Below are 24,781 nucleotides of genomic sequence, written 5' to 3'. Positions count from 1 at the left end.
TTGATTCAGAAAGCTAGTGTGCCAGTGCGCACCCGGTGTGGCTATCGGCGCAGCACCAGATAGGCGCCGCCGGCGAGCATCAGCCAGCTCGGCCAGGCGAGTAGGGTCAAGGCTAAGCCTTGGCTGGCAGCGCCGGCAATCAGCGCCGCGCCCAGTAGACGTGCCGGCCACTGCTGGGTGGTCTCGCGCTCCTTGTGCCGTTGCGCCGGCTGCTGGTTCAGTCGTTCCAGCGTTTCGCGGGCGATTTGTGACAAGTGCGGCACTTGCTCGGCTTGCAGTTGCAGGTTGCGCAGCAGGTGCAGGGGGCTGATGCGCTCGCGCATCCAGCGCTCAAGGAACGGCTGAGCCGTGCTCCACAGGTCGAGGTCCGGGTAGAGCTGACGGCCTAAGCCTTCGATATTCAGCAGGGTTTTCTGCAGCAGCACCAGTTGCGGCTGTACTTCCATATTGAAGCGCCGCGCCGTTTGGAACAGGCGCAGCAGCAGCTGACCGAAGGAGATGTCTTTCAGTGGACGCTCGAAAATCGGCTCGCACACCGTGCGGATGGCCGCCTCGAAATCATTCACCTTGGTCTCAGCGGGCACCCAGCCAGAGTCAATATGCAGTTGCGCCACGCGGCGGTAGTCACGCTTGAAGAAGGCCAGCAGGTTGCGCGCCAGGTAGTCCTGATCTTCGGCGGTTAGGCTGCCGACGATGCCGCAGTCGATGGCGATGTATTGCGGGCTCCATGGCGTGCGCGTGCTGACGAAAATGTTGCCGGGGTGCATGTCGGCGTGGAAGAAGCTGTCGCGGAACACCTGGGTGAAGAAGATCTCGACGCCGCGCTCAGCCAGCAGCTTCATGTCGGTGCGTTGATCTGCCAGGGTTTTCAGGTCGGTGACTTGAATCCCGTAGATGCGCTCCATGACCAGCACTTTCGGCCGGCACAGGTCCCAATACACTTGGGGCACATAGAGCAGCGGCGAGCCTTCGAAGTTGCGCTTCAGCTGGCTAGCGTTAGCCGCTTCACGCAGCAGGTCGAGTTCGTCGTAGATGGTTTTTTCGTAGTCGCTGACCACTTCTACCGGGCGCAGACGGCGAGCATCAGCAGATGATTTCTCGGCCAGTTTGGCCAGCAGGAATAACCAGGCGATGTCTTGTTCGATCACCGGCGCGAGGCCCGGGCGGATCACCTTGATCACCACCTCTTCGCCGCTTTTCAGCTGCGCGCCATGCACCTGTGCCACCGAAGCGGACGCCAGTGGCTGCGCATCGAAACGGGCGAACACCTCGCTGACCTTAGCGCCCAGCTGAGATTCAATCAGCGCCTGTGATTGCACCGGGTCGAAGGGCGGTACTTGGTCTTGCAGTTTGGCCAGTTCATCGGCGATATCCGGCGGCAGCAGGTCGCGGCGCGTTGAGAGCAGTTGGCCAAACTTGATAAAGATCGGCCCCAGTTCTTCTAGCGCTAGACGCAGGCGCGCGCCACGCGACAGGTTCAGCGTGCGCCGTGGCAGCCAGCGCCAGGGCAGGGCAAAACGCAGCGCGCGTAACCAGAATGGCAGCGGTAGGGTGAACAGCAGGTCATCCAGTTGGTAGCGGATGACTACGCGCTGAATGCGCAGCAGGCGACGGATGGCAAGCAGCTTCATGCGATGGGCTTATTTTTTTGGGCAAGGCGCTCAATGCGGGCATCGAGACGGTCGAGTGACAGCTTCAGGTGATCGAGCTCGGCAAACCGTGCGTCGGCTTCGCGCTGGCCGACCAGGCTGCGCGATTCTTCGCTGAGGTAGTCAGCCAGGTTAAGGCGCAGGCTATCCAACGTTTGGCGAGACCAGCTGGCGCGGCTGCGTAAATGCCCACCGAGCAATTGGCTGCCGACCGGGCCGAGCCATCGTGACAGCTCATATTCCCAGTCCAGCTCTAAGTCTTGGAGGATGCCTGCAAGCTCCAACAGGGCGGCGCTGTCGCCGTTCAGGCTGACGTCGCGGCTGTGCAGGATGCTGGTTTTGTCCTTGCTGGTGGCCAGGCGCAGCAGGCTGGCGGCGGGTGCGCGCAACCGGCAATCCGCCTCGCCGGCCCATTGCGCAGCCAGTTGCAGGCCGCTGGCGCTGGGCAAGATAAACAGCTGCAGATTCGGCGCAACGCATTCCACCGCAATCACTCGGCTACTCAAACGCGCCAGGCGTGGCAACGCCGTGCTGTCCATAGCCAAGACGCGATTGAGGCCGAGCTCGACCCCGGCCAGCAGCCCGGTGATTAACATCAGGGTTTGATGCCGCGGTGCAGGGCAACAATGCCGCCGGTCATATTGTGGTAGGTCACGCGCTCAAAACCGGCTTCAACCATCATTGCCTTGAGGGTGTCCTGATCCGGGTGCATGCGGATCGACTCGGCCAGATAACGGTAGCTTTCTGCGTCATTGGTGATCAGCTTGCCGGCCAGCGGCATGAACTTGAACGAGTAGGCGTCGTAGAACTTCGACAGCAGTGGGCTGGAGGGCTTGGAGAATTCTAGGATCAGTAAGCGCCCGCCCGGCTTGAGTACGCGCAGCATCGAGCGGATGGCATCTTCTTTGTGCGTCACGTTGCGCAGGCCGAAGGCGATGGTCACCACGTCGAAGTGGTTATCCGGGAACGGCAGCTTCTCAGCATCGGCCTGAACGAAGCTGACATTACCGGCCACGCCCGTGTCGAGCAGGCGATCACGGCCGACGCGCAGCATCGATTCATTGATGTCGGCCAGCACCACTTCGCCCGTCGGCCCGACCAAGCTGGAGAACTTACGGGTCAGGTCACCGGTGCCGCCAGCGATATCCAGCACGCGGTTGCCGCTGCGCACCCCGGACAACTCGATGGTGAAACGCTTCCACAGGCGGTGCATGCCGCCGGACAGCACATCGTTCATGAGGTCGTATTTGGCGGCCACCGAATGGAAGACTTCTGCGACTTTCTCGGCCTTCTGGCTTTCCGGCACATCCTGGAAGCCAAAGTGCGTGGTGGGTTCGCTATCGCTGCTCTTATGCTGATCGCTCATCGTGCCCTTTCCTAAACAGAGAGGCTGAATCAAAGTGGCGGTCATTCTAAACCTAAATGCGGGCATAGGCTCCAAACCGCGCGCGTGAAGTAAAAGCCTGAAGGCGTTGTGGGTGCGCCGCTTGCTATAGTCGCGTGACTTAAGGTCGCAGTTAACGGGCGAGGAGAAATGCCATGGCCAAGATCACTATTGAACGCCCCCATAATCTGGGCCGCGAAGCCGCCCGCGAGAAAGCCGAGCAACTGGCCGAACGCCTGGCCCGCCAATATGACGTGCGTTACCGCTGGAATGGCGACAGTTTGGAGTTCAAGCGCAGCGGCGCCGATGGCAGCATCGAGGTGCATGAAAGCAGCGTGCGTGTGCAGCTCAGCCTGGGCCTGCTGCTCTCGGCGATGAGCAGCAGCATCAAGCGCGAAATCGAAGAAGCACTGGACAAGAACCTGCAGGCCTGAGAATGACGGCGTACGGCCGGCGCGCACGCAGTTTTGTTGGCTGGGTTAGTGGCGCAGCGCGTGCCAGCCCGCGCGCCGCTTAGGGTATTCGCCGTATTGTCGCGGCGTTGAGAAATGCTCTGGGCAATTATTTGCAGGCTTAGTATGCGGTTTCTAATTTTCATCGATACCTTACGTCTAAGCCTGCATTCCGTGGGCGTTTCCTCGAAACACTAGAGTGAGGTGCACCATGTCGAAAGTTGCCGTCAAAAAGAAAGCCGTCGTTGAAGAAAGCACCAGCGTGCTGAGCGACGCTAAAGTTTACGCTCGTAAAATCTGGTTGGCTGGCCTGGGCGCTTATGCCAAAGCTGGCCAGGAAGGTTCCGAGTACTTCAAAGACCTCGTGAAAAGCGGCGAAGGTGTTGAGAAGCAAGGCAAGAAGCTGGTCAACGAACAAGTTGAAGCAGCTAATAACCAGATCGACAGTGTTAAGACCACAGTCACTAGCAACGTCAGCAGTGTGAAAGGTAAGTTTGAAGTACGTCTCGACAAAATCGAGAAGGCTTTTGACAACCGTGTAGCCAGCGCACTGAACCGCCTTGGCATCCCGTCTAAGCAGGACGTAGAAGTACTGTCTGCTAAGCTGGACGAGTTGAGCGCGTTGCTCGATCACGTCGCGCGTACCAAATAAGGAGAGCAGCAGAATGGCCGTCAAAAAGAAAACCGAAAAGCAAACCACTTCCTGGGTCGGCGAAGTAGAAAAATACTCGCGTCAAATCTGGTTGGCAGGTTTGGGTGCTTACTCCAAGGTCAGCAAGGACGGCAACAAGCTGTTCGACACGCTGGTTAAGGATGGCGAAAAAGCTGAGAAGCAAGCTAAGACCGAAGTCGACAAGCAAGTTGGCGCCGCGAAGAATACCGTCAACACGAAAGTGGACACCGCTAAATCGCGCGTTGATGAAGTTAAAGATAAAGCGATGGGCAAGTGGAACGAGCTGGAAGAAGCCTTCGATAAGCGTCTGAACAATGCCATTTCGCGCCTCGGTGTACCGAGCCGCAATGAAGTGAAAGCGCTCAACGCCAAAGTTGAAAGCCTGACCAAGCAGATCGAGCAACTGACCGGCGTATCGGTCAAGTCGGTTAAGCCTGCGGTCAAGAAAGTAGCTGCCAAGCCAGCCGTTAAGCCGGCTGCTAAAACTGCTGCTAAGCCTGCGACCAAAGCAGCTGCTAAACCAGCAGCCAAGCCAGCAGCCAAGCCAGCTGCCAAAGCCGCTGCGAAGCCAGCCGCTAAGCCAGCCGCTAAGCCGGCAGCTAAACCCGTCGCGGCTAAGCCAGCTGCGCCGGTAGCTGTTGCTGCACCTGCTCCAGCTGTTGTGCCTGCTACCCCAGTAACACCTGCCGCGCAGTCGTAAGACCCGCCGCAGTACTCGCAAACGCCCGGCCCAGTGCCGGGCGTTTTCGTTTCTACTGCCTGCCAGTAAATTCTACTTAGGCCTAGATAATACGCGGCTTGCGACCTATTATCTGTCCATTGTCGTCCACTCAGATAAGCCACCATCCGGGGTAAGAGTGGGGGAACAAATGGGGGAACAGATTTCATTCCCCCACAATGGAGATCGTTTTGGCCAAGACCATTGAGAAGCTAAATCCCAAACAGGTTAAGAACCTGAGCGAACCCGGCACCTATGAGGACGGCAAGGGATTACGTCTTGTTGTGAAGCCAGCCGGGAGTAAGTCGTGGGTGTTGCGCTATCAGTTGCAAGGCAAGCGTCGGGAGATGGGGCTAGGGAGCTACCCCGAGTTGAGCTTGGCGGGTGCGCGTGTGGCCGCAGTAGGGCACCGCAAGCTAGCTGATACGGGTGTTGACCCTATGGCTGTCCGTGATGCTGAGCGTGAAGATAGACGCAAACAACTCGCCCGCAGCGTCAACTTCGAGAAGCTGACGGCTGATTACATTGCCGCACACGGGGGGCACTGGTCAGCACAATGGCTGCAAGGCTGGCGTTCAAAGATGGAGCGCTACGTTTTCCCCCTGCTGGGCAAACTAGCTGCCGCCGATATTCAAACCGAGCACGTTCTAAAGGTGCTGCAACCCATATGGTCGGACAAAACTCGCACCGCTGATGAAGTGCGCAGTCATATCGAACGCATATTGGATGCCGCCAAGTCTCGCAAGCTTCGAGATGGCGAAAACCCGGCTCGCTGGCGTGGGCACTTAGAAAATCTGCTGAGCAAAGCCGAGAAGAAGAAGGCGCGTCGTCGCGAGCACCTTCCGGCGATGCCCTGGCGTGAGTTGCCGACACTGATGCAGAGACTTGCAGAGCTGGATGACCGAGACGCCAACGCCATGCGTCTACTGATCCTGACGGGCGCCCGCACGAAGATGGTCCGCTTTGCCGCTTGGTCTGAGTTCGACTTAGATGCCGCTATATGGTCGCTGCCTGATGAGCGCATGAAAATGCGTCAGGCGTTCGAGATCCCACTGGCCCCTTCGGTAGTCGAGTTGCTGCGATCAATGCCGCGTACTGACGACAGCCTGTATCTATTCCCCGGCCAAGGCCGCAAGGCGGATGTTATGGGCGACCGGGCATTACTGACCCTGCTGGAGCGGTTGAAGCTATCCAACATCACGGTGCATGGGTTCCGCTCAACTTTTCGTGACTGGGCAAACGACTGCACAAACCACCCACGCGAAATTTGCGAGCTGGCGCTGGCTCATGATGAGCGCACCCAGACTGAGGCCGCTTATTCCCGTTCCGATCTGCTGGAAAAGCGCCGCGCCCTGATGAACGATTGGGCTGTCTATGCCACCACAGTACCAGTGGAAAACGTCATTCAAGGTGGGTTCAAACGCGCCTAGAAAGAGTATCGGTCAGCCTAGCCCTGTGAGGTAAAAAGTCGGAGCCCAACCACTTGGCAGGCTGCCCTATTAATAATGGGTAATCCCTTTGGAGACGTGAAGATGGACCCTCGCGGCATAATTATTAAAGTAAGGGACGGCTTTGTTATAACGCTTTCCGCTCCGTACACCCTCGCTAGCCAGCTTTCCGATGGCTGTGAAGAAAGGCTATTACGCCCATTCAATGCACTTAGAACAAGCGCAAAAGAGGATGGCTTTGCTTTCTGTCTTGCTGGCGACAGTGGAGAACGAGTCAGGCAGCTGACTTACAAACCTGACCATTACAGTGCCTTTCTTTGCGATCAAGGAGTGCTTGGCTGTGATGCTCTAAGTCTTGACTCAGAAGCAGCAGCAGATCTCTTGCTAGCCTTTGGTGAATGGCTTAACTCAAAGCAGGCCGAGGAATTTGAACGCGATATTTTAGCCGGCGATATGACATTTGAAGAAGCGAGAGCTATCAGCCCCAAAGCATTCAATATGCCGAGGTTGCAAAAATTATTGGTAGAAAGATTCAAGACCGACAGCATGCCAAAAGGCAGGCCTGGTAAGCGCACTAAGTACCGCCGCGAAGTAGAAGAGCTTTATGGTCTGGCATGTCGCATCTATCGCGAGACACCGGGTATTTCTTGGGAGGAAGCCTGCGACGAATCGACCTCTAAGCGACCGGAGTTAGTACCAGCTACTTGGATTAAAGACCCTGGCGGAAGCTTAGAAAAGCAAGCTTGCCGATATTGGGATAAATCAAATTACAGCCAGAAAACTTACCGCGATTCTAGGGACGGATAACAAACATTATCCGTCCCTGACCATCAAGCTGATCCCCGGAACAATCAAGCCATAAATCCACAACGCGCCAGTGAGCGCAAAGGAGTTATGGCAATGTCTACCACCGTTCACAAACAAGCCCGGCGCATTATGCGCTTGCCACAAGTGCTGGCCGGAACCGGCTTTGGTCGCGCCTGGATTTACGAGTTAATGAAGCGCGGCGACTTTCCCCAGGCCCATAAAATCGGCGCCCGTGCTGTTGGTTGGGACTCCCTCGAAGTTGAAGCCTGGATTGCCCAGCAGCTTGGGGAGGTCGCATAACATGACAGACAAAAATAAGGCCGACCAATCGGCCAGCCTCAAGAAAACACACGATCATGATACCAGCTCAGAAGCTCAGCGCGTCCGGCTCTTAGCGCGCCTGCGAACGGCCCCGGTGGACACCATCACCGCGCGCCGTGACCTGAACATAATGATGCCGGCAGCCCGCGTGAAGGAGTTGCGGGACCGTGGCCACGATATTCGCCGCCATCTTATTACGCTGATGGACGATCAAGGCCGCCCTCACCGGGGTATCGCGTTGTACTTCCTGAGCACCTGCGTCGCACCCATCCAAGCCGAGGCTTAACCCATGACGAATAACCAAACCTGCAAAAAGCGGGTGGCGCACTCGGCTGCTAAAAATTCGGTCCGACGCTACCTAGTCATGCTTTCACCAGCGGGCGCTGATCTGGTGTTGCTGTTCACTCTGGAGGTGTTGTTATGGATTGCGTAATTGGTTTCCGCGATGCCCTGCAAGGCACGTTTGGCTTGCTGGATTTGCTACCCATTGCCGACGGCAGCATTCACCGCTTCCACGTTCCGGGCGACAAGGCCGGCACCCATAACGGCTGGTATCTGTTGTTCGCTGACGGGATCGCATCGGGCTGTTACGGCAGTTGGAAGGCCAGCAGCTCGCATACCTGGAGCAGCCGCGAACCGGCCAACGCACTGGAAGCTGAGCAAGTGCGCCAGCGTATCGAGCAGGCACGCCGGCAACGGGAGGCCGAGCAGCACCAGCGCCAGCAGGCCGCTGCTGAGTATGCCAACCGCCTGTGGCGTGACGCCCGCCGCGCTGACCCGGCGCACCCGTACCTAGTCGCCAAAGGCGCACACCCATACACCCTGCGCCAGTCTGACGGCGTGCTGCTAATACCGCTGGTGCGTGACGGCCAACTGGTGAACCTGCAACGCATCAAGCCAGACGGCAGCAAGCGCTTCCTGTTCGGCGGCATGGTGAAGGGCTGTTATTCACCGCTGGGCACCATCACGGCAGGCGCACCGCTGTACTTCTGTGAAGGCTGGGCGACCGGCGCGACCATCCATGCCGACACCGGGGCCGCTGTGGCCTGCGCGATGAACGCCGGCAATCTGCTGCCTGTTGGCCAGCGACTACAGCGCCAGCACCCCGATGCCGTGTTGATCGTAGCCGGTGACGACGACCGCATGACCGACGGCAACCCCGGCAAGGTCGCTGCCAATAACGCAGCTGCCGCGCTGGGCTGCGGGCTGGTACTGCCCCCATGGTCGGGGGCTGAACCCCTGGAGCTAAGCGACTTTAACGACCTCGCCAACTGGAGGGCCAAGCAATGACCGCCGCCAACGTAACCCCACTGGTGCCCGAAGCAACGCCCGCCTCCGACTTGATCGCCGACGCGCTGGCCAAGCTCAAGCAAGACCCCGGCGCCCTGTTCGAAGTTGAAGTGCTGGTGCTGCTGCGCCAGGCACGCAAGGCCGACCCGGCGCGCTGGGCACGCATCCGCCACGCTGCCAAGGAAGCCAAGTCGGTGAGCCTGGCTGACCTCGACAAACTGACCCAAGACGGCGCCAACGACAGTGCCGAAGGTGATAGCGAGATATTTCCCGAGGTGACGCTATGGCCCACCCCGGTAGACGGTGCCGAGCTACTGGACGGCTTGGCCATCATCATTCGCCGCCACGTCATAGCCGATCCGGCGACCATCCATGCCGCAGCGTTGTGGGCTGCGCTCACTTGGTTTATCGACGTAGTGAATGTGGCGCCGATAGCCAACGTCACGGCACCAGAAAAGCGCTGTGGTAAAACGGTATTGCTGGGCCTGCCGTCCGCTGGCCGTGTCCAACATCGCCCCCGCCGCACTGTTCCGTGCCCTGCAACTCTGGCAGCCGACCCTGTTGATTGACGAGGTTGACGCCTTCCTGGCCGAGCACGAGGAAGCGCGTGGCATCCTCAATGCTGGTTTTACCCGTGACACCGCGTTCGTGATCCGTTGCGTGGGTGACGATCACACACCCACCCGGTTCAACGTCTGGGGCGCCAAGGCACTGTGCGGCATCGGCAAGATTGCCGACACCCTGGCAGACCGCAGCATTCCCCTGCGCCTGCGCCGCAAGATGACCGGCGAGCGAACGGTGAAGATTCGCCACGCTGACCCCGCCGCCTTTGCCGAGCTGGCCGGCAAGCTCGCACGTTTCGCCATCGACAACCGCGACGCCGTGCGCTTCGCCCGGCCTGCCGAAATCGAAGGATTGAACGACCGCGCTAACGACTGCTGGGAGCCGCTGTTAGCCGTTGCAGAAGTAGCTGGGGGCGATTGGCCACGCCTGGCCCGGTCTGCCGCTGTGACGCTTCACGGCTTGGAGGAAGACGCCCCGAGCATCGGTGCCGAACTGCTGGCATCCATACGGGAGGCATTCGACAGCAAGCGCACCGACCACTTACCAACGGCCGCCATGCTGGAAGCGCTGGCCGAAGATGAGGAAGCGCCATGGGCCGCCTGGAACCGAGGCAAGCCTATGACCCCGCACCAGCTAGCAAAACGGCTTTCCGAGTTTGGCATCAAGCCTGGAACCATTCGGGTAGGCATACGAACAGCTAAAGGCTACCGACGGGAGCAGTTCACCGAAGCGTTCGACCGCTATTTGTCCGCCGACACCCCCGCAACATCTGTAACACCGTCACAACCCAACAGCCACAGGGCTTTCAGCGATATTGGAAGCGTAACAATCGCCGCCAATGTTACGGGCAAGAAACCGCTACAGGCCAACAACTACGAGGCTTGTGACGTTGTTACGGATAGAAGTGGGGTACAGAGCGCAGACCAAACAGCAGAGTATTTCTAACCATGGCCGCCCTGGACTATCTGCACCGGGCCGGCCTGGCCGTCGAGATGGAAGGCGAGCGACTGCGCGTCACCCCTGCGGAACGCATCACCGCCGACCATCGACAATACCTGAGTGAGCACCGTGCCGAACTGCTGGCCGAACTAAACGCAGCTAATGACGCGAACGACCAGCCGCAACACCTCATTCAAACCGCCGCCACGGCCTCGACTGAATGGCTGGCTGCGCGTGATGCCTTTTATCACCACCTGATGCCGTGCCGATCCTGCTACGCACCGACGGGACGCTACTGTCCTGCTGGTGCTGAGCTGCGACAGCGATATAGCGAGACGTCCATGGTGTGACTACGGGGAACCGTAGTAACCGCAGCTATGGCCCGCAATCAATTGTAAACGCGGCTAACAACTGCTTACGCGCATGGCTCTTCAAGTGCGTGCTAAAGTCCCCTCCATATCGACTGGAAGGGACTCCGCCGTGCGCTTTATTACATTTTTTATTGCAGCCATGCTTCTAGGTAACGCACACGCAGCCACCATGTTCAAGTGCGTTGACGCTAAGGGAAGAGTTACCTTTACTCAGGCTAATTGCCCAGAAAATCACGAGCTTGAGGATGTAATTAGTGCTCATAACGCCGCGCCAAGCGGTAGTAGCGCACCCGTTCAAATGGCCGAACCAAGACAGCAAAGCCAGCGACGCGGGACTACTTACTCTACAAGCCAGCAGCCGAGCCCCGCATCACCCAATGCCGTGACAGTAGTGGGTGGCTCTAAGCAGCGGGCACCATGCTCAACTGGGCTATCCGACCGCGACCTACGAACCGCAAAAGTGCGCGGCGAAGTGGTGCCAGGAATGTCCCGCAAGGATGTAGAGGATATGTATGGCAAGCCGAACACGGACGGCCACGCTCGGGGCGCGGGGTCTAGTTCGTATTTCCGCGACAAGTATGTGCAAGTTACCCACGTTCGCTACGGCCAGGACGGCTGCGCGGGGTCTAGCCACCAGTCTGGCCACCGACCCTAATGGTTATCCTGCCTCACCGCTTTCGAGCATCGCTCACGCCATCACCTGGGGAGTAACCGAGGATCACCAAACCAAGTGGCAAACTATCAATAACTCACCGGGTTTGGTGGCCTGGCCATGTGATACGTCACTATCCCAAGCAAAAGGTACTCCCGGCCATACCCCCCACTGAGGGTAATTCGAACCCCGCCCCTTCGCTTCATACGAGATTTTTAAGGTTGGTTGTTGTTTCCTCTTCCGCCTGCCTGACTTGGAGAGCCTCAGCAATGGCGGGGCTTTGAGGCCATTTAGAAACCGGAACCGGCTACGCAATATAACAACCCAGCCCGCCGATACCCCAACCGGCCAGCATCACAGGCCTGAACCGAGCGGCCAGGGGTGGGGGCAAAAGTCTAACGGCGTGACGCTCGAGCGAATGGGGGGGCCGCTTACTCACTAACCAGTAGAATTTTGTGTTGCCGGGGGGGGGCAAAACTCCGAGCTGCCCAATGTTCGAACGACGGGGGGAACCGCCCGCACACTAACCGCAACAATTTTGGGTAAGCCGGGAGGGGGTAGGCCAAAAGCCAGGGGCAAGCCTTCGACCGAACGACGGGGGGAACCTTTTTCTTACTTCCCCAAAATTCGTGTTTTGGAATCAGGCCAGCCGTCGCCCATTTTTTGCTCGCAACAAAGCCACGCGCGGAAAAAGTGGGGGAACAAGTGGGGGAATTTATTGTGTGTTTTTTAAAGGCCCAGTGATTTAGGGTGCTTCAGGCGATACACGCCCGGCCCAGTGCCGGGCGTTTGCGTTTGTAGCGCTGTTTAATGTTCCAGGTAGCGCTGCGCCAGGTGTTCGGCGGCGTAGCGTGGTTCTTCGGCCAGGTGCGGGGCCACCAGCATCATTACTTGGTACACCACCAGACGGCTCTCGCCTTCGCGACCGATGATGCGTTGGTAATCGAGTGAGAACAGTAACGTCAGGGTGATCTGTTCGACCAGCTGACCCAGCGCTTGGGTATCACTTTGCAGCTGCCCATCGATCTGTAGTTGCGCCAGCAGTTCAGCCAGAGTGCGCTTTAAGCTATTGAGCCAATGGCGCATGCCGCGTTCAAGCTTGGGCAGGCGGCTGGTCAAGTTGGACAGATCCTGAAACAGGAAGCGGTAGTGGGCCAGGCGTTCGACGATCAGGTGCAGAAACAGCCAATAGTCTTCTACATCCAGCTGTACGTCTTCGGGCGGCGAGAGCAGCGGGGCAAGCTCGGCTTGAAAACGTTCGAACAGGCCGAGGATCAGCGGCTCTTTACCGTGAAAGTGGTAGTAGAGGTTGCCCGGACTGATGCCCAGTTCGTTGGCGATTTCTAGGGTGGAGACATTAGGCTCACCCTTCAGGTTGAACAGCAGCAGTGCGCATTCAAGGATTCTGTCGCGGGTCTTCATCGGTTCTTCTTATTGTTCCGCAGAAAGTCTGACAATGACAGGGCGTAGCAGGCTTCGTCCCGTCTGATCATGGCCGGCTAGGCGTTTTAACGTACGTGCACATAGGTACCGGGCGCCGCTTCCATTGCTGGGTAGTCTTGATTGCCCAGCGCCATCTGGGTGTCGCGCTGTTCGCCGGAGCGCTCTTGCATCCAGCTCAGCCACACTGGCCACCAACTGCCCTGCAGGTGCTCGGCGTCGTGGTACCACGCGCGCGGATCGCCGGTGAGCTTGGGGTTTTCCAGGTAGTTGGATTTGGGGTTGCCCGGCGGGTTGAGAATGCTTTGGATATGCCCGCTGTTGGACAGGATAAAGCGCCGGTTGCCGCCCAGCAGCAGGGTTGAGCGATACACCGCATCCCAGGGGGTAATGTGGTCGTTGATGCCCGCGACGCTGAAGCTGTCCACGGTGACCTTCTGCAGGTCAATCGGTGTGCCACAGACTTCCAGGCCGCGCGGATGGGTCAGCGGGTTATGTTTAAAGAAGTCAATCAGGTCGCCATGCAGGGCGGCAGGCAGGCGAGTGTTGTCGTTGTTCCAGTAGAGAATGTCGAAGGCTGGTGGCTGTTTGCCGAGCAGGTAGTTGTTGATCCAGTAATTCCAGATCAGGTCATTGGGGCGCATCCAGGCAAACACCCGCGCCATGTCGCGGCCATCCAATACGCCTTGCTGATAAGAGCGGCGTTTGGCGGCTTCTAGGGTTTTCTCATCGGCAAACAACATGGCCGGGCTGTCGATCTGGCTGTCGAGTAGGCTGACCATGTAGGTGGCGCTGGCCACTTTGCGTAGCTTGCGCTTGGCCTGCAGGTGGCCTTGCAGGGCGGCAATGGTCAAACCCCCGGCACAGGCGCCGAGCAAGTTGACGTCTTTGCTGCCGGTGATCTCGCGACAGGCATCAAGGGCGATCTCGAGTGCTTCCACGTAGCTAGAAAGCCCCCATTCGCGGTGCCGTGGATCAGGGTTGCGCCAGCTGACCACGAACGTCTGCAAGCCGTTTTTCAGGGCGTATTGGACGAAGCTCTTCTCGCTGGAAAGGTCGAAGATATAAAACTTGTTGATTTGCGGCGGCACGATCAGTAGCGGCTTGGCGTACTGTTTTTCGCTCATGGGCTTGTATTGGATCAGCTCCAGCAACTCGCTGCGAAACACCACGGCGCCGTTGGTGGCGGCCAGATTTTGGCCGACCTCAAAGGCGTGCTTGCTGACCTGGCTGGGCATACCGTCGTTGTTCAGTAGGTCATCAAGCAGGTGGCTCGCGCCTTTAAGCAGGCTGCTGCCGCCACTGTTGAACAGTTCCTTGATCACCTGTGGGTTGAGCAGCGTGTTGCTGGGTGCCAGGGCATCACCCAGTAGGGTGGTAACAAAGCGCGCACGGGCCCGGTCATCGGCGTCCAAGTTACTGTCATCGATCCAGCTGTTCAGATGTTTCTGGCAGGCCAGATAGCCTTGCAGGCTACGGCTGTAGAGTGGGTTGTCACGCCAGGTCGGGTCAGCAAAGCGCGGGTCTTGTGAGCTGACTTTGAACGGCTTGTCGCCGAGCAGCACGCGGCCCAGTTGACCGCCAAGGGCCAGCGCATGGCGAGCGCTGTGGATGGGTTGTTTGACCCCTTGCAGAGCTAAAGCGCGCAGCGTGGAGAGCAGGTCGCGGCCGCGCAGACCGACCACCGCATTTTGCGCATTCATCACGTTTTTGTTCGCGGGCAACGCGCGTTTGGCTGGTAGGTCTCGCATGGGGCAACACTCCGTCGTCAAACCGTGAGACTTCAAGATGGATCGTTGGCGTTTATTACCGTTTCGCCCAACGTAACGTAGCGAGCAAGCGAAGCGGCAACTTACCTTGCGCAGCAAGGCTTGTACCAATGCGCGCGCAGAGCGTTCCAGGCTGCTGCGCGCTAAGTTTTAGGTAATACAACGTGCCCGAAAATGGGTCAAGCATTGCGCTGCAGGCACCCTGCAGGTGCGTGCGGCAGTGCGAGTGATAGGGCTAACCGTGAGTGCGGGCCGGTGTAGGTTGTGGGTGCATGATGGCGCGCTGACGTTCCTCTTCGAGGAACTTCATGATGATCGGCGCAACCGCTTCGGCGCGTGTTACCAGGAACAGGTGCCCGTCGTCGATCACGTGCAATTCCGAGTTGGGAATACGCCACGCCAGCAGGCGCATATTCACCAGCGGGATCAGCGGGTCGTCGTCGCCGGCCATTACCAAGGTCGGTTGGCGAATTTTGTGCAGCCAGTGGATGCTGGTCCAGCCGAGGCCAGCGAACAGCTGCCAGTAGTAGCCCATCTTGCCACCCGAGCGGACTTTACTGGCATGCGCCAGGGCTAGCTTAGGGTCACGACGAAACGCGCCACCGTAAATCTGCGGAGCAATCTGCACGCCATAAGACGGCTGCACATAACGCCGCGGGCTGGCCATGCACCAAAGTACTTTGGGCTTGCCTGGAATCATCACCGCCCCGGCCGATGTGGCTGCGAGGATCAGCTTCTTGCAGCGCTCCGGGTAATCATGAGCGAACTGTTGCGCCAAGGCACCGCCCCACGACACGCCAATCGCGTTGACTTGGCCGTAGTCGAGGTAGTCGAGCATACGCGCCGCCAGTTTGGCCAAACCCGGGAAGCGATAGGGCGTGCTGGGCGTCGATGAGCCACCGACGCCGGGCACATCGAAGGCAATTACTTCGAGGTCTGGGTCCAAGGCGCGGACGAACGGCATGACCAGCTCTAAGTTGGCACCAATGCCATTGAAAATCAGCAGGGGTGTCATTGTGCCGTTGCCCGGGCGAACAGCGGTGCGGAGGGTCTGGCCGTCCAGTTCGATGGTGCGAAATACGAAAGGTAGCGACATGCGCAGAAGCCCTAGTCAGTTAAAACGCTGAATCAAACCCTCCGGGTCTTTTCCAGAAATGCCAGGGCGAAGCCTGGTTCGCCCTACCTGCTCAAAGAGTGGGTAGGGGGGCGACACGTCCAGTGTCGCGGGCAGTGCTGCGCAGTGCGCAGAAATCAACGTTCGTGAACGTAAGTGCCGGGAGCGGCTTCGCCGGCAGGGTGTTTTTTATTGCCCAGTTGGGTCGGTGCTTTTTTTAATTCACCGGAGCGCTCGGCGAGCCAGGTTTGCCAATGCAGCCACCAGGAATCGGCGTGCTTGGTTGAGCTGGCTTGCCAGGTTTTCGGGTCCGCGTACATCTGGGTGTTGGTCATGTAGCGTGATTTTGGGTTGCCAGGCGGGTTGAGAATGCTCTGGATATGCCCGCTGTTAGACAGTACGAACTCGACATTGCCGCCGAACAGGTTGGCCGATTTGTAGCAGGACTCCCACGGCGTAATGTGGTCGGTGGTGCCCGCTACGCAGAACAGGTCAGTGGTGACCTGCTTGAGATCGATTGGCGTGCCGCAGACTTCCAATGCACCCGGACGGATCAGGGGGTTAGACGTGAACATGTCGATAAACTCGCCATGCAAGGCCGCCGGCAGGCGTGTGGTGTCGTTATTCCAGTGGAGGATGTCGAACACAGGCGGCTCGTTACCCAGCAGGTAGTTGTTGACCCAGTAGTTCCAGATCAGGTCATTGGGGCGCATCCAGGCGAACACCTTGGCCATGTCTTTGCCTTCCAGCACGCCGGCTTGGTAGGAGCGACGCTTGGCCATTTCCAGGCTCTTCTCATCGGCAAACAGCGCGACGTCTGTCTCCAGGCGGTTATCCAATACGCTGACCAGTAGCGTCAGGGCATGCACCTTTTTCTCGCCCAGCGCCGCGTAGTGACCCAGCAGCGAGGTGGTGGTGAGGCCGCCGGAGCAGGCGCCGAGCATGTTGATGTCTTTGCTGCCGGTGACGGCGCTGACCACGTCGATGGCTTCTTTCAGCGCTTCGATATAGGTCGACAGGCCCCATTCGCGGTGCGCTTTGGTCGGGTTGCGCCAGCTCACCACAAAGGTCTGGATGCCGTTGCGCAACAGGAAGCGCGCCACGCTCTTTTCGGGTGACAGGTCGAACACGTAAAACTTGTTGATCTGTGGCGGTACGACCAACAGAGGGCGCTCCTGCACCTGTTCGGTGATCGGCTTGTATTGGATCAGCTCGAGCAGGTCGTTGCGGAAAATCACTGCGCCATCGGTGGTGGCCAGGGTTTTGCCGACCTCGAAGGCATTCATGTTGACTTGGCTAGGCATGCCGCCGTTGTTGACGATGTCTTTAGCCAGATGCCCCAGGCCGTCGAGCAAGCTCTTGCCGCCGGTTTCGAAGAAGCGCTTCACCGCAGCCGGGTTGGCCATGCTGTTGGTGGGTGCCATGGCTTCGGTCATCAGGTTGATCACGAAGTGGCCACGGCTGGCATCCTGTTCGGACAGATTGCTGTGCTCGATCCAGTCATGCAGCTCTTTACGCCAGGCAAGGTAAGTCTGCAGGTAGCGACGATAGAGCGGGTTCTGGCTCCAGGCCGGATCGGCAAAACGACGATCGCCGTCTGCGGCAGTGAGGTCGGATTGGCCGAGCATCACGTTCTTCAGCTCGAGGCTGAAGTGAGCCAGGTGTTTGGCGCTGTGCAGGGGCTGCTTGAGGGCTTGCTTGAGTACGATACGCGCAGAACTGAGCAAGTCTTTACCGCGGATACCAATTACCGGGTTGAGGCCCAAGGTGTTTTCGGAGGCCTGAGTCTTCAGGTCATCATTATTCTTATTTGTCATCTACAACGCTCCATTGTCCTGAGACGAAATACCGGCGTCTTGCATGGCTCTAGCCCACGAAGCTTTGAACAGGTTCTAAAGGCCAGGTATTGCCTGGATTACCAAGGGCGGATCGTTCCGCAATCTTTCCGTAACGGGCAGCGCCGGCCACGAGAGATTTTCCAGTTACTTGGTTACCCGAGTTTATGGCTTTGTGCAAGCGAGGCGCAATTTAGGCCGTATGGGGAGGAAGTATGCAGAGAAGGATTAGAAAATGCGCTCTAACCGGTGAGCGACCTTAGGCTAGATGGGCTGCGGCGGTGCGCTGGCCCGTCGCATGGTCGGGGCGGGATAAGGAAAAACGCTACGCGCCAGCGTCAATCGCTGAAGATCTGTGGTTTGGCGCTTCAGAGCATTAACTTGACCGCGCTTACGTTGGGATCGCGAGATTTGCCGGCGGCGCTCAATTGGGCCAAGTAGTCGCGCCACAGTTCAGCCTGGCGCAAGGCCAACTGCTCAAGGTAATCCCAGCTGAAAAGGCCGCTGTCGTGGCCGTCATCGAAGCTTAGTTTGAGCGCGTAGTTGCCGGCCGGCTCGATCTTGCTCAGGCCGACGTTAAGCTTGCCGGTTTGCAGGATGGGGTGGCCGTGGCCTTGGACTTCCGCCGAGGGCGAATGCACACGGAGAAACTCGGCGGGCAGGGTGTACTGCTCGTCAGCCCCGTAGTGCAGCTCCAGGGTTTTCGAGGCTTTGTGTAGTTTTATCGCGGTGGGGATGCGCATGCTCGCGTCCTGTATTGCCCGGTAGCCCGCATGCAATCTGGGGCTCTGCTATGAGTGCCCCAGATCATATCCGGCTTCGCGCGGTTGGCTGTTAGAGGATATAGCGCGACAGATCTTCATCCTGCGCCAGCTCGCCGAGGTGGCTGTTGACGTAGGCCGCGTCGATCACAATCGGCTCGCCATTCTGCAGACCGGCCAGGTCGCCGGCGCTGAAGGATACTTCTTCCAGTAGGCGCTCTAGCAAGGTGTGCAGGCGGCGCGCACCAATGTTCTCGGTCTTCTCGTTGACCTGATAAGCAATCTCGGCGATGCGTTTGATGCCCTCGGCGACGAACTGGATGCCCAGACCTTCGGTGTTCAGCAGCGCCGCGTATTGCTCGGTCAGCGAGGCGTGCGGTTCGGTAAGGATGCGTTCGAAGTCTTCTGGGGTCAGGGCTTTCAGTTCAACACGGATCGGCAGGCGTCCTTGCAGCTCGGGCACCAAGTCACTCGGCTTGCTCAGGTGGAAGGCGCCGGAGGCGATAAACAGGATATGGTCGGTTTTGACCATGCCCAGCTTGGTGTTGACCGTGCAGCCTTCGATCAGCGGTAGCAGATCGCGCTGTACGCCTTCGCGGGAAACGTCGGCACCGCTGGTGTTGCCGCGCTTAGCGACTTTATCGATCTCGTCGATAAACACGATGCCATTCTGCTCTACGGCTTCCAAGGCCTGAGCCTTGAGTTCTTCCTCGTTGACCAGGCGCGCGGCTTCTTCGTCGCGCACCAGCTTCAGCGCTTCCTTAACCTTGAGCTTGCGACTCTTCTGCTTGCCTTTGCCCATGTTAGAAAACAAGCTTTGCAGCTGGTTGGTCATTTCTTCCATGCCCGGCGGGGTCATGATTTCAATGCCGGCAGGTGCGTCAGCCACTTCGATCTCGATGTCCTTGTCGTCCAGTTGGCCTTCACGCAGGCGCTTGCGGAACAGCTGACGGGTGTTGGAGTCGCTGCTCGGCGCTGGGTCTTCATTGAAGCCGGCGCGTGGCGGCGGCAGCAGGGCGTCGAGGATGCGCTCTTCAGCGGCGTCTTCGGCGCGGTGGCGGACCTTGATCATCTCCTGCTCGCGCAACATCTTGATCGCCGCGTCGGCGAGGTCGCGGATGATCGATTCAACGTCGCGGCCGACATAGCCGACTTCGGTGAATTTGGTTGCTTCCACCTTGATAAAGGGTGCGTTGGCTAATTTAGCCAGGCGTCGGGCGATCTCGGTCTTGCCGACGCCGGTCGGGCCGATCATCAGAATGTTTTTTGGCGTTACTTCTGCGCGCAGCTCAGCCGGCAGCTGCATGCGCCGCCAGCGGTTGCGCAGAGCGATGGCCACGGCGCGCTTGGCGTCATCCTGACCGATGATGTGGCGGTTGAGCTCGTGAACGATCTCGCGGGGCGTCATGGACATGCGGCGATACTCCAAAGAAAGACGCGCTTATTCAGCGCAATCTTCCTCCTCAATGGTCAGGTTTTGATTGGTGAAGACACAGATGGAACCGGCAATGGTCAACGCGGTTTCGGTGATTTCACGGGCGCTCAATTCGGTTTTCTGCAGCAGGGCCATTGCCGCGGCTTGGGCGAAACCACCGCCGGAACCCATGGCGATCAAGCCGTGTTCAGGTTCAACCACGTCGCCGTTGCCGGTGATGATTAGTGAGGCGTCTTTGTTGGCCACGGCCAGCATGGCTTCCAGGCGGCTCAGTGAGCGATCGGTACGCCAGTCTTTGGCCAGCTCGACGGCGGCGCGCACCAGATTACCTTGGTGTTTTTCCAGTTGGCCTTCGAAGCGTTCAAACAGGGTAAAGGCGTCGGCGGTGGCACCGGCAAAACCGGCTAGCACTTGGCCGTGGTACAGGCGGCGAACTTTTTTCGCATTGCCTTTCATCACGGTATTGCCGAGGGACACCTGGCCGTCGCCGCCCATGACGACTTTGCCGTTGCGGCGTACTGAAACGATGGTGGTCAAGAGAAGAGTCTCCACGCAGCGGGGCGAAAGTGCCCAATGCTGAATGAAGTGGGGGCAGCGGTGGCCTGCTTCAAGCCCTGGGGCGCAGACGGTCAGACAAAAAGTCTTCGGGCTGCGCCGCAGGGCCTGGTGTTAGCGGAGTTATTGCACCTGGCGCTGCTGTAACAGCAGGTTGCTGAAACCGCTGGCGGAGAGGGATTTCTGCGCCTGGCCAAGCTGCTCGCGGCTGGCGAAGGGGCCGACCAAGACGCGGTGCCAGGTTTCCTCGCGCACGGTGCCGGACTCTACCTTCACGCTTTGCCCGAGCAGGATGATCTGCGCGCGCAGGCTGTCGGCGTCATCCTTGCGGCGGAACGAGCCCGCCTGGAGGAAGAACTGCGAGCTGACCGGGCCTTGGGCGACTACTGGCGGCGGCGGTGGTACTTGGCCGTTGAGGGCCGCTTGGGCGCGGGCGGCATCAATCTTTGCCGCTTCTTCCGGGCTCACCGGCTTCTGCGCGGGCGGCGCCGGCGGCTCAATGGCTTGCGGCGGCAAGATGACTTCCGATTCGGGTAGCAGGGTATAGAAGTCGTACTTGGGCTTGGGTGGATCGCTGGGAGCGGGTTTGGCCGCTGCCTTGCTGGCCTGGTTGGCGCGCGCCTGCTCGACCTTATTGCGTTTGATCTCATCACGGCCCGGTTCAAGGCTGAACAGAAATACCATAAAGCCGCCAATCACCAAGCCGCAGACCAACCAGAACCAGCCAGGTACCGGCTTCTTCGCCGGGGCCTTATAGCGGCTGGCGCCGCGTTTGGCGGCGGGCTTCTTCTTCACTGCCACTTACATGCGCTCCAGGGTTTCCAGGCCAAGCAACTCCAGGCCCTGCTTAAGCGTACGACCGGTTAGGGCGGCCAAGCGCAGGCGGCTTTGCTGGGTTGCCGAGTCTTCGGCGGCGAGGATTGGGCAATGCTCGTAGAAGCTGGAGAATAGCCCGGCCAGGTCATACAGGTAGGCACACAGCTGGTGCGGCTCACCCTTGTCGGCCACGCCGTTCAACACTTCGCCGAACTGCGCCAGCTTGCCCGCCAGTTCGATCTCGTGGGCCGCCTGCAAGTCGAGGCTGCCTTGGATCTCTTCAAAGCCCTTGCCCAACTTGCGGAATATGCTGGCCACACGGGTATAGGCGTAGAGCAGATAAGGCGCGGTGTTGCCCTCAAAGCTCAGCATCAGCTCGAAGTTGAAGCGGTAATCGCTGGTGCGGTGCTTGGACAGGTCGGCGTATTTGACCGCGCCGATGCCGACGGCATGGGCAATCTGACGCAGTTCGGCTTCGTCCAGCTCCGGGTTCTTACCTTTGACCAGGGAGTAGGCGCGCTCTTCGGCTTCATCGAGTAGGTCGATGAGTTTCACCGTGCCGCCATCGCGGGTCTTGAACGGGCGGCCGTCGGCACCGTTCATGGTGCCAAAGCCCATATGCTCGAGCTGCATGCCATCATGCACAAAGCCGGCGCGGCGGGCGACTTCGAAGGCCATCTGGAAGTGCAGGGCTTGGCGCTGATCGACAAAGTACAGGCCGCGGTCGGCTTTGAGCTGTTGGCTGCGGTAACGCATGGCGGCCAGATCGGTGGTGGCGTACAGGTAGCCACCACCAGCCTTTTGCACGATCACCGGCAGTGGGTTGCCTTCGGCGTTCTTGAACTCGTCCATGAATACACACTGCGCGCCGTTGCTCTCGCTGAGCAGGCCTTTAGCACGCAGGGCGTCGATGATCCCCGGCAGCTCGGCGTTGTAGGCGCTTTCGCCTTTGACGTCAGCCATCGACAGCTTTACGCCGAGGCGGTCATAGGCCTTCTGGCAATGCGACAGGGAAATATCATTGAAGCGGTGCCACAGGCGCATGCACTCCGGCTCGCCGGCTTGCAGTTGCACCACCAGTTCGCGGGCGCGCTCGGCAAATTCGGCAGAGTCGTCGAAGCACTTCTTCGCCGCGCGGTAGAAACCTTCGAGGTCAGCCAGCTCGCTTTCGGCGGCCTCCGGATTGGCTTCCATAAAGGCCAGCAGCATGCCGAACTGGGTACCCCAGTCGCCGACGTGGTTCTGGCGGATAACCGTGTCACCGAGGAACTCCAGCACCCGCGCCACGGCGTCACCGATGATGGTGGAACGCAAGTGGCCGACGTGCATTTCCTTGGCCAGGTTCGGCGAGGACAGGTCGATCACCACGGTTTGCGGGCTGCCGGCCTTGCGTACACCGAGTTTGTCGTCGGCGAGCAGATCATCCAGGCGTGCGGCTAGGGCTTGGGTGTTCTGATAGAAGTTGAGAAAGCCCGGTCCAGCGATTTCGACTTTGCTGATGCCTGCATCGTCGGGCAGTGCAGCAATCAGCTTCTCGGCCAGGTCACGCGGCTTCATGCCGGCCGGTTTCGCCAGCATCATGGCGATGTTGCTGGCGAAGTCACCGTGGGTCTTATCTTTGGTGTTCTCCACCTGAATGGCCGGGCTCAGGCCCGCAGGCAGCACGCCTTCGGCGGTGAGGCGGGTCAGGGCTTGCTGAATCAGGTGGCGAATGCTGTCTTTCATGGTCTGCTCGGTCGGCCGTTGAGGGCGGCGGCGCACAATGGCGCTGGTTGAAAACTGCGCATTATCGACGGCCTTCGCCTGCAGCTTCAAGCAGCGTGTGGTTTTCTCGGGTTAAAGGTCGGCCGGGTGGGCGGTCGGTCACAGCGGATTGGGTGTGTGGCGGGCTTGGCTAAAGAAGCGCCGCAAAGGCTGCTGCCCTCGCGGCATTCGGTGCGGCTTAGGCCGAGCGTTGCGCCGTATTGCGTGCGGCGGCGTTGCCCGCCACGTAGTAGGGCGCCGTGCTGCGGGGCAGTGGGCTGCGGCCACGGATTTTATCGGCAATCTTCTCGGCCATCATGATGGTCGGGGCATTCAGGTTGCCGGTGGTGATCAACGGCATGATCGAGGCATCGACCACGCGCAAGCCTTCGAGACCATGCACGCGGCCCTGGCCATCGACCACGGCCATGGCGTCTTCGCCCATCTTGCACGAGCATGAGGGGTGGTAAGCGGTTTCGGCATGCTCACGAATAAAGTCGTCCAGCTGGGCATCGGTCTGCACGTCCAGGCCGGGGCTGATTTCACGGCCGCGATACGGGTCCAGCGCCGATTGCGCCATGATTTCACGGGTGATGCGGATGCCGTCGCGGAACTCGCGCCAGTCCTGCTCGTTAGCCATGTAGTTGAAGAGAATGCTTGGGTGCTGGCGCGGGTCTTTGGATGTGACCCGGATACGGCCACGACTGGGCGAACGCATGGAGCCCATATGCGCCTGGAAACCATGCTCCTTAACCGCGTTGCTGCCGTTGTAATTAATCGCCACCGGCAGGAAGTGGTACTGGATGTTCGGCCATTCGAACTCGGCGCTGGAACGGATGAAACCGCCGGCTTCAAATTGGTTGCTGGCACCGATGCCTTTACCTTGAAACAACCACTGCGCGCCGATCATCGGCTGGTTCCACCATTGCAGCGCCGGGTACAGCGACACCGGCTGGGTGCAGCCGTATTGCAGGTACAGCTCGAGGTGATCCTGCAGGTTCTCGCCGACGCCGGGCAGGTCATGCACCAGCGGGATGTTCAGCTCACGCAGCAGCGCTGCCGGGCCGACGCCGGAGCGTTGTAGCACTTGCGGTGAGGCAATCGCGCCGCTGCACAGCAGCACTTCGCGGCGCGCCTTGACGGTGGTGGGTGTGGTGCTGTCGCCGTGCAGGTAGTCGACGCCCATGGCGCGCTTACCGTCGAACAGAATGCGGTCGGTCAGGGCGTGGGTGATGATGGTCAGGTTAGCCCGCTCGCGGGCCTGATCAAGGTAGCCGCGCGCGGTGCTGGCGCGTCTGCCATCGGGCGTCACGGTACGGTCCATTGGGCCGAAGCCTTCTTGCTGGAATCCGTTGAGGTCGTCGGTACGCGGGTAGCCGGCTTGTACGCCGGCTTCAATCATGGCGTGGAACAACGGGTTATTACCGGGCTTCGGCGTGGTTACGCTGACCGGGCCATCACCGCCGTGGTAGGCATTGCCGCCCGTATCACGGGTTTCAGATTTTCGAAAGTATGGCAGGCAATCTAGGTAGCTCCAGTCTTCCAGGCCCTGTTCTTTGGCCCAGCCGTCATAGTCCATGGCGTTGCCACGGATGTAGCACATACCGTTGATCAAGGACGAGCCACCCAAGCCTTTGCCGCGTCCGCACTCCATGCGGCGGTTGTTCATATGCGGCTCTGGGTCGGTCAAGTAGGCCCAGTTGTAGCGTTTTCCTTGCAGCGGGAAGGCCAGGGCAGCCGGCATCTGGGTGCGGAAGTCCAGACGGTAATCGGGGCCGCCGGCTTCCAGCAGCAGGACGCTGACGTCCGCGTCTTCGGTCAAGCGGGTGGCCAATACGTTACCGGCCGAGCCGGCGCCGATGATGATGTAGTCGAATTCTTGGGTCATGGGCGTCACCTGTAATAGCGGGTATGCGCAACCCGTAGGGTGGGTTAGGCGCAAGACCGGGCTTGGTTATGCATCCGATCTCGGTGCGCCGTAACCCACCGGGTCGATCGGATTGACGAACTGGTGGGTTACGCGGCGTCTTGCTCCGCGGTGCGCA

25 protein-coding genes are annotated in these 24,781 nt (G+C 59.4%); 12 read left to right on the top strand and 13 right to left on the bottom strand.

Going from position 1 to position 24,781, the window contains the following annotated elements; all coding sequences use genetic code 11:
* Positions 1 to 41: 41 nt before the first annotated feature.
* The 3 genes from ubiB to ubiE are packed head-to-tail and all read right to left on the bottom strand — an operon-like array spanning position 42 to position 3,015.
* The gene (gene ubiB / locus BMZ32_RS17040; RefSeq protein ID WP_090244199.1) at positions 42 to 1,631 is read right to left on the bottom strand and encodes a ubiquinone biosynthesis regulatory protein kinase UbiB; all 1,590 of its coding nucleotides are present in this window, start codon (positions 1,629 to 1,631) and stop codon (positions 42 to 44) included.
* Positions 1,628 to 2,245 (bottom strand): ubiquinone biosynthesis accessory factor UbiJ, encoded by a 618-nt coding sequence (locus BMZ32_RS17035; protein ID WP_090244197.1) that lies wholly within the window; start codon positions 2,243 to 2,245, stop codon positions 1,628 to 1,630. The genes ubiB and BMZ32_RS17035 overlap by 4 nt, the downstream gene beginning before the upstream one ends.
* A complete protein-coding gene (ubiE, locus tag BMZ32_RS17030) occupies positions 2,245 to 3,015 on the bottom strand; it encodes a bifunctional demethylmenaquinone methyltransferase/2-methoxy-6-polyprenyl-1,4-benzoquinol methylase UbiE (RefSeq protein WP_090244196.1) in 771 nt (256 codons plus the stop codon). Before ubiE ends, BMZ32_RS17035 begins: the two co-directional genes overlap by 1 nt.
* A gap of 173 nt (positions 3,016 to 3,188) precedes the next feature.
* Here ubiE and BMZ32_RS17025 point away from each other — a divergent pair, with 173 nt between their 5' ends.
* The 12 genes from BMZ32_RS17025 (at position 3,189) to BMZ32_RS19885 (ending at position 11,271) form a co-directional block, all read left to right on the top strand.
* Complete coding sequence (locus BMZ32_RS17025; RefSeq protein WP_090244194.1) at positions 3,189 to 3,467, top strand: polyhydroxyalkanoic acid system family protein; 279 nt, start codon at positions 3,189 to 3,191, stop codon at positions 3,465 to 3,467.
* Positions 3,468 to 3,696: 229 nt separating this feature from the next.
* Positions 3,697 to 4,137, top strand: coding sequence for a phasin family protein (locus BMZ32_RS17020; protein WP_090244192.1), 441 nt, complete (start codon positions 3,697 to 3,699; stop codon positions 4,135 to 4,137).
* A 13-nt stretch (positions 4,138 to 4,150) separates the two neighbouring features.
* On the top strand, positions 4,151 to 4,858 hold the full coding sequence (locus tag BMZ32_RS17015) for a phasin family protein (protein WP_090244190.1): 708 nt from the start codon (positions 4,151 to 4,153) through the stop codon (positions 4,856 to 4,858).
* Between the two features lie 221 nt (positions 4,859 to 5,079).
* Positions 5,080 to 6,306, top strand: a complete 1,227-nt coding sequence (locus BMZ32_RS17010; RefSeq protein WP_090244327.1) for a tyrosine-type recombinase/integrase — start codon at positions 5,080 to 5,082, stop codon at positions 6,304 to 6,306.
* A 102-nt stretch (positions 6,307 to 6,408) separates the two neighbouring features.
* Entirely contained in the window at positions 6,409 to 7,131 is a 723-nt protein-coding gene (locus tag BMZ32_RS17005) for a hypothetical protein (RefSeq protein ID WP_090244188.1), read from the top strand.
* Between the two features lie 93 nt (positions 7,132 to 7,224).
* Positions 7,225 to 7,431, top strand: coding sequence for a helix-turn-helix transcriptional regulator (locus BMZ32_RS17000; RefSeq protein ID WP_425272884.1), 207 nt, complete (start codon positions 7,225 to 7,227; stop codon positions 7,429 to 7,431).
* Between the two features lies 1 nt (position 7,432).
* The gene (locus BMZ32_RS16995; RefSeq protein WP_090244184.1) at positions 7,433 to 7,738 is read left to right on the top strand and encodes a helix-turn-helix domain-containing protein; all 306 of its coding nucleotides are present in this window, start codon (positions 7,433 to 7,435) and stop codon (positions 7,736 to 7,738) included.
* 134 nt (positions 7,739 to 7,872) lie between these two features.
* Positions 7,873 to 8,742: a toprim domain-containing protein gene (locus BMZ32_RS16990; protein WP_090244182.1), complete on the top strand. Its 870-nt coding sequence runs from the start codon at positions 7,873 to 7,875 to the stop codon at positions 8,740 to 8,742.
* Entirely contained in the window at positions 8,739 to 9,311 is a 573-nt protein-coding gene (locus BMZ32_RS19600; RefSeq protein WP_244154008.1) for a hypothetical protein, read from the top strand. Before BMZ32_RS16990 ends, BMZ32_RS19600 begins: the two co-directional genes overlap by 4 nt.
* A complete protein-coding gene (locus BMZ32_RS16985) occupies positions 9,244 to 10,251 on the top strand; it encodes a DUF3631 domain-containing protein (RefSeq protein ID WP_244154006.1) in 1,008 nt (335 codons plus the stop codon). Before BMZ32_RS19600 ends, BMZ32_RS16985 begins: the two co-directional genes overlap by 68 nt.
* Positions 10,252 to 10,253: 2 nt before the next feature.
* On the top strand, positions 10,254 to 10,595 hold the full coding sequence (locus tag BMZ32_RS19480) for a TubC N-terminal docking domain-related protein (RefSeq protein WP_167376776.1): 342 nt from the start codon (positions 10,254 to 10,256) through the stop codon (positions 10,593 to 10,595).
* 73 nt (positions 10,596 to 10,668) lie between these two features.
* Positions 10,669 to 11,271: a DUF4124 domain-containing protein gene (locus BMZ32_RS19885; RefSeq protein ID WP_090244180.1), complete on the top strand. Its 603-nt coding sequence runs from the start codon at positions 10,669 to 10,671 to the stop codon at positions 11,269 to 11,271.
* 804 nt (positions 11,272 to 12,075) lie between these two features.
* Here BMZ32_RS19885 and BMZ32_RS16970 read toward each other — a convergent pair.
* The 10 genes from BMZ32_RS16970 to betA all read right to left on the bottom strand — a co-directional run bounded on the left by BMZ32_RS16970 (position 12,076) and on the right by betA (position 24,624).
* Positions 12,076 to 12,690 carry a TetR/AcrR family transcriptional regulator gene (locus BMZ32_RS16970; RefSeq protein WP_090244178.1) on the bottom strand — a complete coding sequence of 205 codons (615 nt, stop codon included), beginning with the start codon at positions 12,688 to 12,690 and terminating at the stop codon, positions 12,076 to 12,078.
* An 86-nt stretch (positions 12,691 to 12,776) separates the two neighbouring features.
* Positions 12,777 to 14,459: a class II poly(R)-hydroxyalkanoic acid synthase gene (gene phaC, locus BMZ32_RS16965; RefSeq protein WP_090244176.1), complete on the bottom strand. Its 1,683-nt coding sequence runs from the start codon at positions 14,457 to 14,459 to the stop codon at positions 12,777 to 12,779.
* 253 nt (positions 14,460 to 14,712) lie between these two features.
* Positions 14,713 to 15,573, bottom strand: a complete 861-nt coding sequence (phaZ, locus tag BMZ32_RS16960) for a poly(3-hydroxyalkanoate) depolymerase (RefSeq protein WP_090244174.1) — start codon at positions 15,571 to 15,573, stop codon at positions 14,713 to 14,715.
* A gap of 155 nt (positions 15,574 to 15,728) precedes the next feature.
* A complete protein-coding gene (phaC, locus tag BMZ32_RS16955) occupies positions 15,729 to 17,408 on the bottom strand; it encodes a class II poly(R)-hydroxyalkanoic acid synthase (protein WP_090244172.1) in 1,680 nt (559 codons plus the stop codon).
* Positions 17,409 to 17,794: 386 nt separating this feature from the next.
* The gene (locus BMZ32_RS16950; RefSeq protein WP_090244170.1) at positions 17,795 to 18,169 is read right to left on the bottom strand and encodes a gamma-butyrobetaine hydroxylase family protein; all 375 of its coding nucleotides are present in this window, start codon (positions 18,167 to 18,169) and stop codon (positions 17,795 to 17,797) included.
* A gap of 91 nt (positions 18,170 to 18,260) precedes the next feature.
* The gene (gene hslU / locus BMZ32_RS16945; protein ID WP_090244168.1) at positions 18,261 to 19,601 is read right to left on the bottom strand and encodes an HslU--HslV peptidase ATPase subunit; all 1,341 of its coding nucleotides are present in this window, start codon (positions 19,599 to 19,601) and stop codon (positions 18,261 to 18,263) included.
* A gap of 27 nt (positions 19,602 to 19,628) precedes the next feature.
* Positions 19,629 to 20,159 carry an ATP-dependent protease subunit HslV gene (gene hslV, locus BMZ32_RS16940; protein ID WP_090244166.1) on the bottom strand — a complete coding sequence of 177 codons (531 nt, stop codon included), beginning with the start codon at positions 20,157 to 20,159 and terminating at the stop codon, positions 19,629 to 19,631.
* Positions 20,160 to 20,300: 141 nt separating this feature from the next.
* Entirely contained in the window at positions 20,301 to 20,978 is a 678-nt protein-coding gene (locus BMZ32_RS16935; protein ID WP_090244164.1) for an SPOR domain-containing protein, read from the bottom strand.
* Positions 20,979 to 22,718 carry an arginine--tRNA ligase gene (gene argS, locus BMZ32_RS16930; protein ID WP_090244323.1) on the bottom strand — a complete coding sequence of 580 codons (1,740 nt, stop codon included), beginning with the start codon at positions 22,716 to 22,718 and terminating at the stop codon, positions 20,979 to 20,981.
* 217 nt (positions 22,719 to 22,935) lie between these two features.
* Positions 22,936 to 24,624 (bottom strand): choline dehydrogenase, encoded by a 1,689-nt coding sequence (gene betA / locus BMZ32_RS16925; protein WP_090244162.1) that lies wholly within the window; start codon positions 24,622 to 24,624, stop codon positions 22,936 to 22,938.
* Positions 24,625 to 24,781: the final 157 nt, after the last annotated feature.

The organism is Pseudomonas guineae (assembly GCF_900113745.1).
Lineage (GTDB): Bacteria > Pseudomonadota > Gammaproteobacteria > Pseudomonadales > Pseudomonadaceae > Aquipseudomonas > Aquipseudomonas guineae.
This window is presented reverse-complemented; position numbering and strand designations above follow the sequence as displayed.

What these genes read in the sequence shown, in the direction of transcription:
- BMZ32_RS17005 (WP_090244188.1), top strand. Translation starts at nt 6,409, where the DNA reads ATGGACCCTCGCGGCATAATTATTAAAGTAAGGGACGGCTTTGTTATA.
- phaZ (WP_090244174.1), bottom strand. Translation starts at nt 15,573, where the DNA reads ATGTCGCTACCTTTCGTATTTCGCACCATCGAACTGGACGGCCAGACC.
- BMZ32_RS17000 (WP_425272884.1), top strand. Translation starts at nt 7,225, where the DNA reads ATGTCTACCACCGTTCACAAACAAGCCCGGCGCATTATGCGCTTGCCA.
- BMZ32_RS16995 (WP_090244184.1), top strand. Translation starts at nt 7,433, where the DNA reads ATGACAGACAAAAATAAGGCCGACCAATCGGCCAGCCTCAAGAAAACA.
- hslU (WP_090244168.1), bottom strand. Translation starts at nt 19,601, where the DNA reads ATGTCCATGACGCCCCGCGAGATCGTTCACGAGCTCAACCGCCACATC.
- BMZ32_RS16950 (WP_090244170.1), bottom strand. Translation starts at nt 18,169, where the DNA reads ATGCGCATCCCCACCGCGATAAAACTACACAAAGCCTCGAAAACCCTG.
- BMZ32_RS17035 (WP_090244197.1), bottom strand. Translation starts at nt 2,245, where the DNA reads ATGTTAATCACCGGGCTGCTGGCCGGGGTCGAGCTCGGCCTCAATCGC.
- BMZ32_RS17015 (WP_090244190.1), top strand. Translation starts at nt 4,151, where the DNA reads ATGGCCGTCAAAAAGAAAACCGAAAAGCAAACCACTTCCTGGGTCGGC.
- BMZ32_RS19885 (WP_090244180.1), top strand. Translation starts at nt 10,669, where the DNA reads ATGGCTCTTCAAGTGCGTGCTAAAGTCCCCTCCATATCGACTGGAAGG.
- BMZ32_RS17020 (WP_090244192.1), top strand. Translation starts at nt 3,697, where the DNA reads ATGTCGAAAGTTGCCGTCAAAAAGAAAGCCGTCGTTGAAGAAAGCACC.
- betA (WP_090244162.1), bottom strand. Translation starts at nt 24,624, where the DNA reads ATGACCCAAGAATTCGACTACATCATCATCGGCGCCGGCTCGGCCGGT.
- BMZ32_RS16990 (WP_090244182.1), top strand. Translation starts at nt 7,873, where the DNA reads ATGGATTGCGTAATTGGTTTCCGCGATGCCCTGCAAGGCACGTTTGGC.
- argS (WP_090244323.1), bottom strand. Translation starts at nt 22,718, where the DNA reads ATGAAAGACAGCATTCGCCACCTGATTCAGCAAGCCCTGACCCGCCTC.
- BMZ32_RS17025 (WP_090244194.1), top strand. Translation starts at nt 3,189, where the DNA reads ATGGCCAAGATCACTATTGAACGCCCCCATAATCTGGGCCGCGAAGCC.
- phaC (WP_090244176.1), bottom strand. Translation starts at nt 14,459, where the DNA reads ATGCGAGACCTACCAGCCAAACGCGCGTTGCCCGCGAACAAAAACGTG.
- phaC (WP_090244172.1), bottom strand. Translation starts at nt 17,408, where the DNA reads ATGACAAATAAGAATAATGATGACCTGAAGACTCAGGCCTCCGAAAAC.
- BMZ32_RS16970 (WP_090244178.1), bottom strand. Translation starts at nt 12,690, where the DNA reads ATGAAGACCCGCGACAGAATCCTTGAATGCGCACTGCTGCTGTTCAAC.
- BMZ32_RS19600 (WP_244154008.1), top strand. Translation starts at nt 8,739, where the DNA reads ATGACCGCCGCCAACGTAACCCCACTGGTGCCCGAAGCAACGCCCGCC.
- ubiE (WP_090244196.1), bottom strand. Translation starts at nt 3,015, where the DNA reads ATGAGCGATCAGCATAAGAGCAGCGATAGCGAACCCACCACGCACTTT.
- BMZ32_RS19480 (WP_167376776.1), top strand. Translation starts at nt 10,254, where the DNA reads ATGGCCGCCCTGGACTATCTGCACCGGGCCGGCCTGGCCGTCGAGATG.
- ubiB (WP_090244199.1), bottom strand. Translation starts at nt 1,631, where the DNA reads ATGAAGCTGCTTGCCATCCGTCGCCTGCTGCGCATTCAGCGCGTAGTC.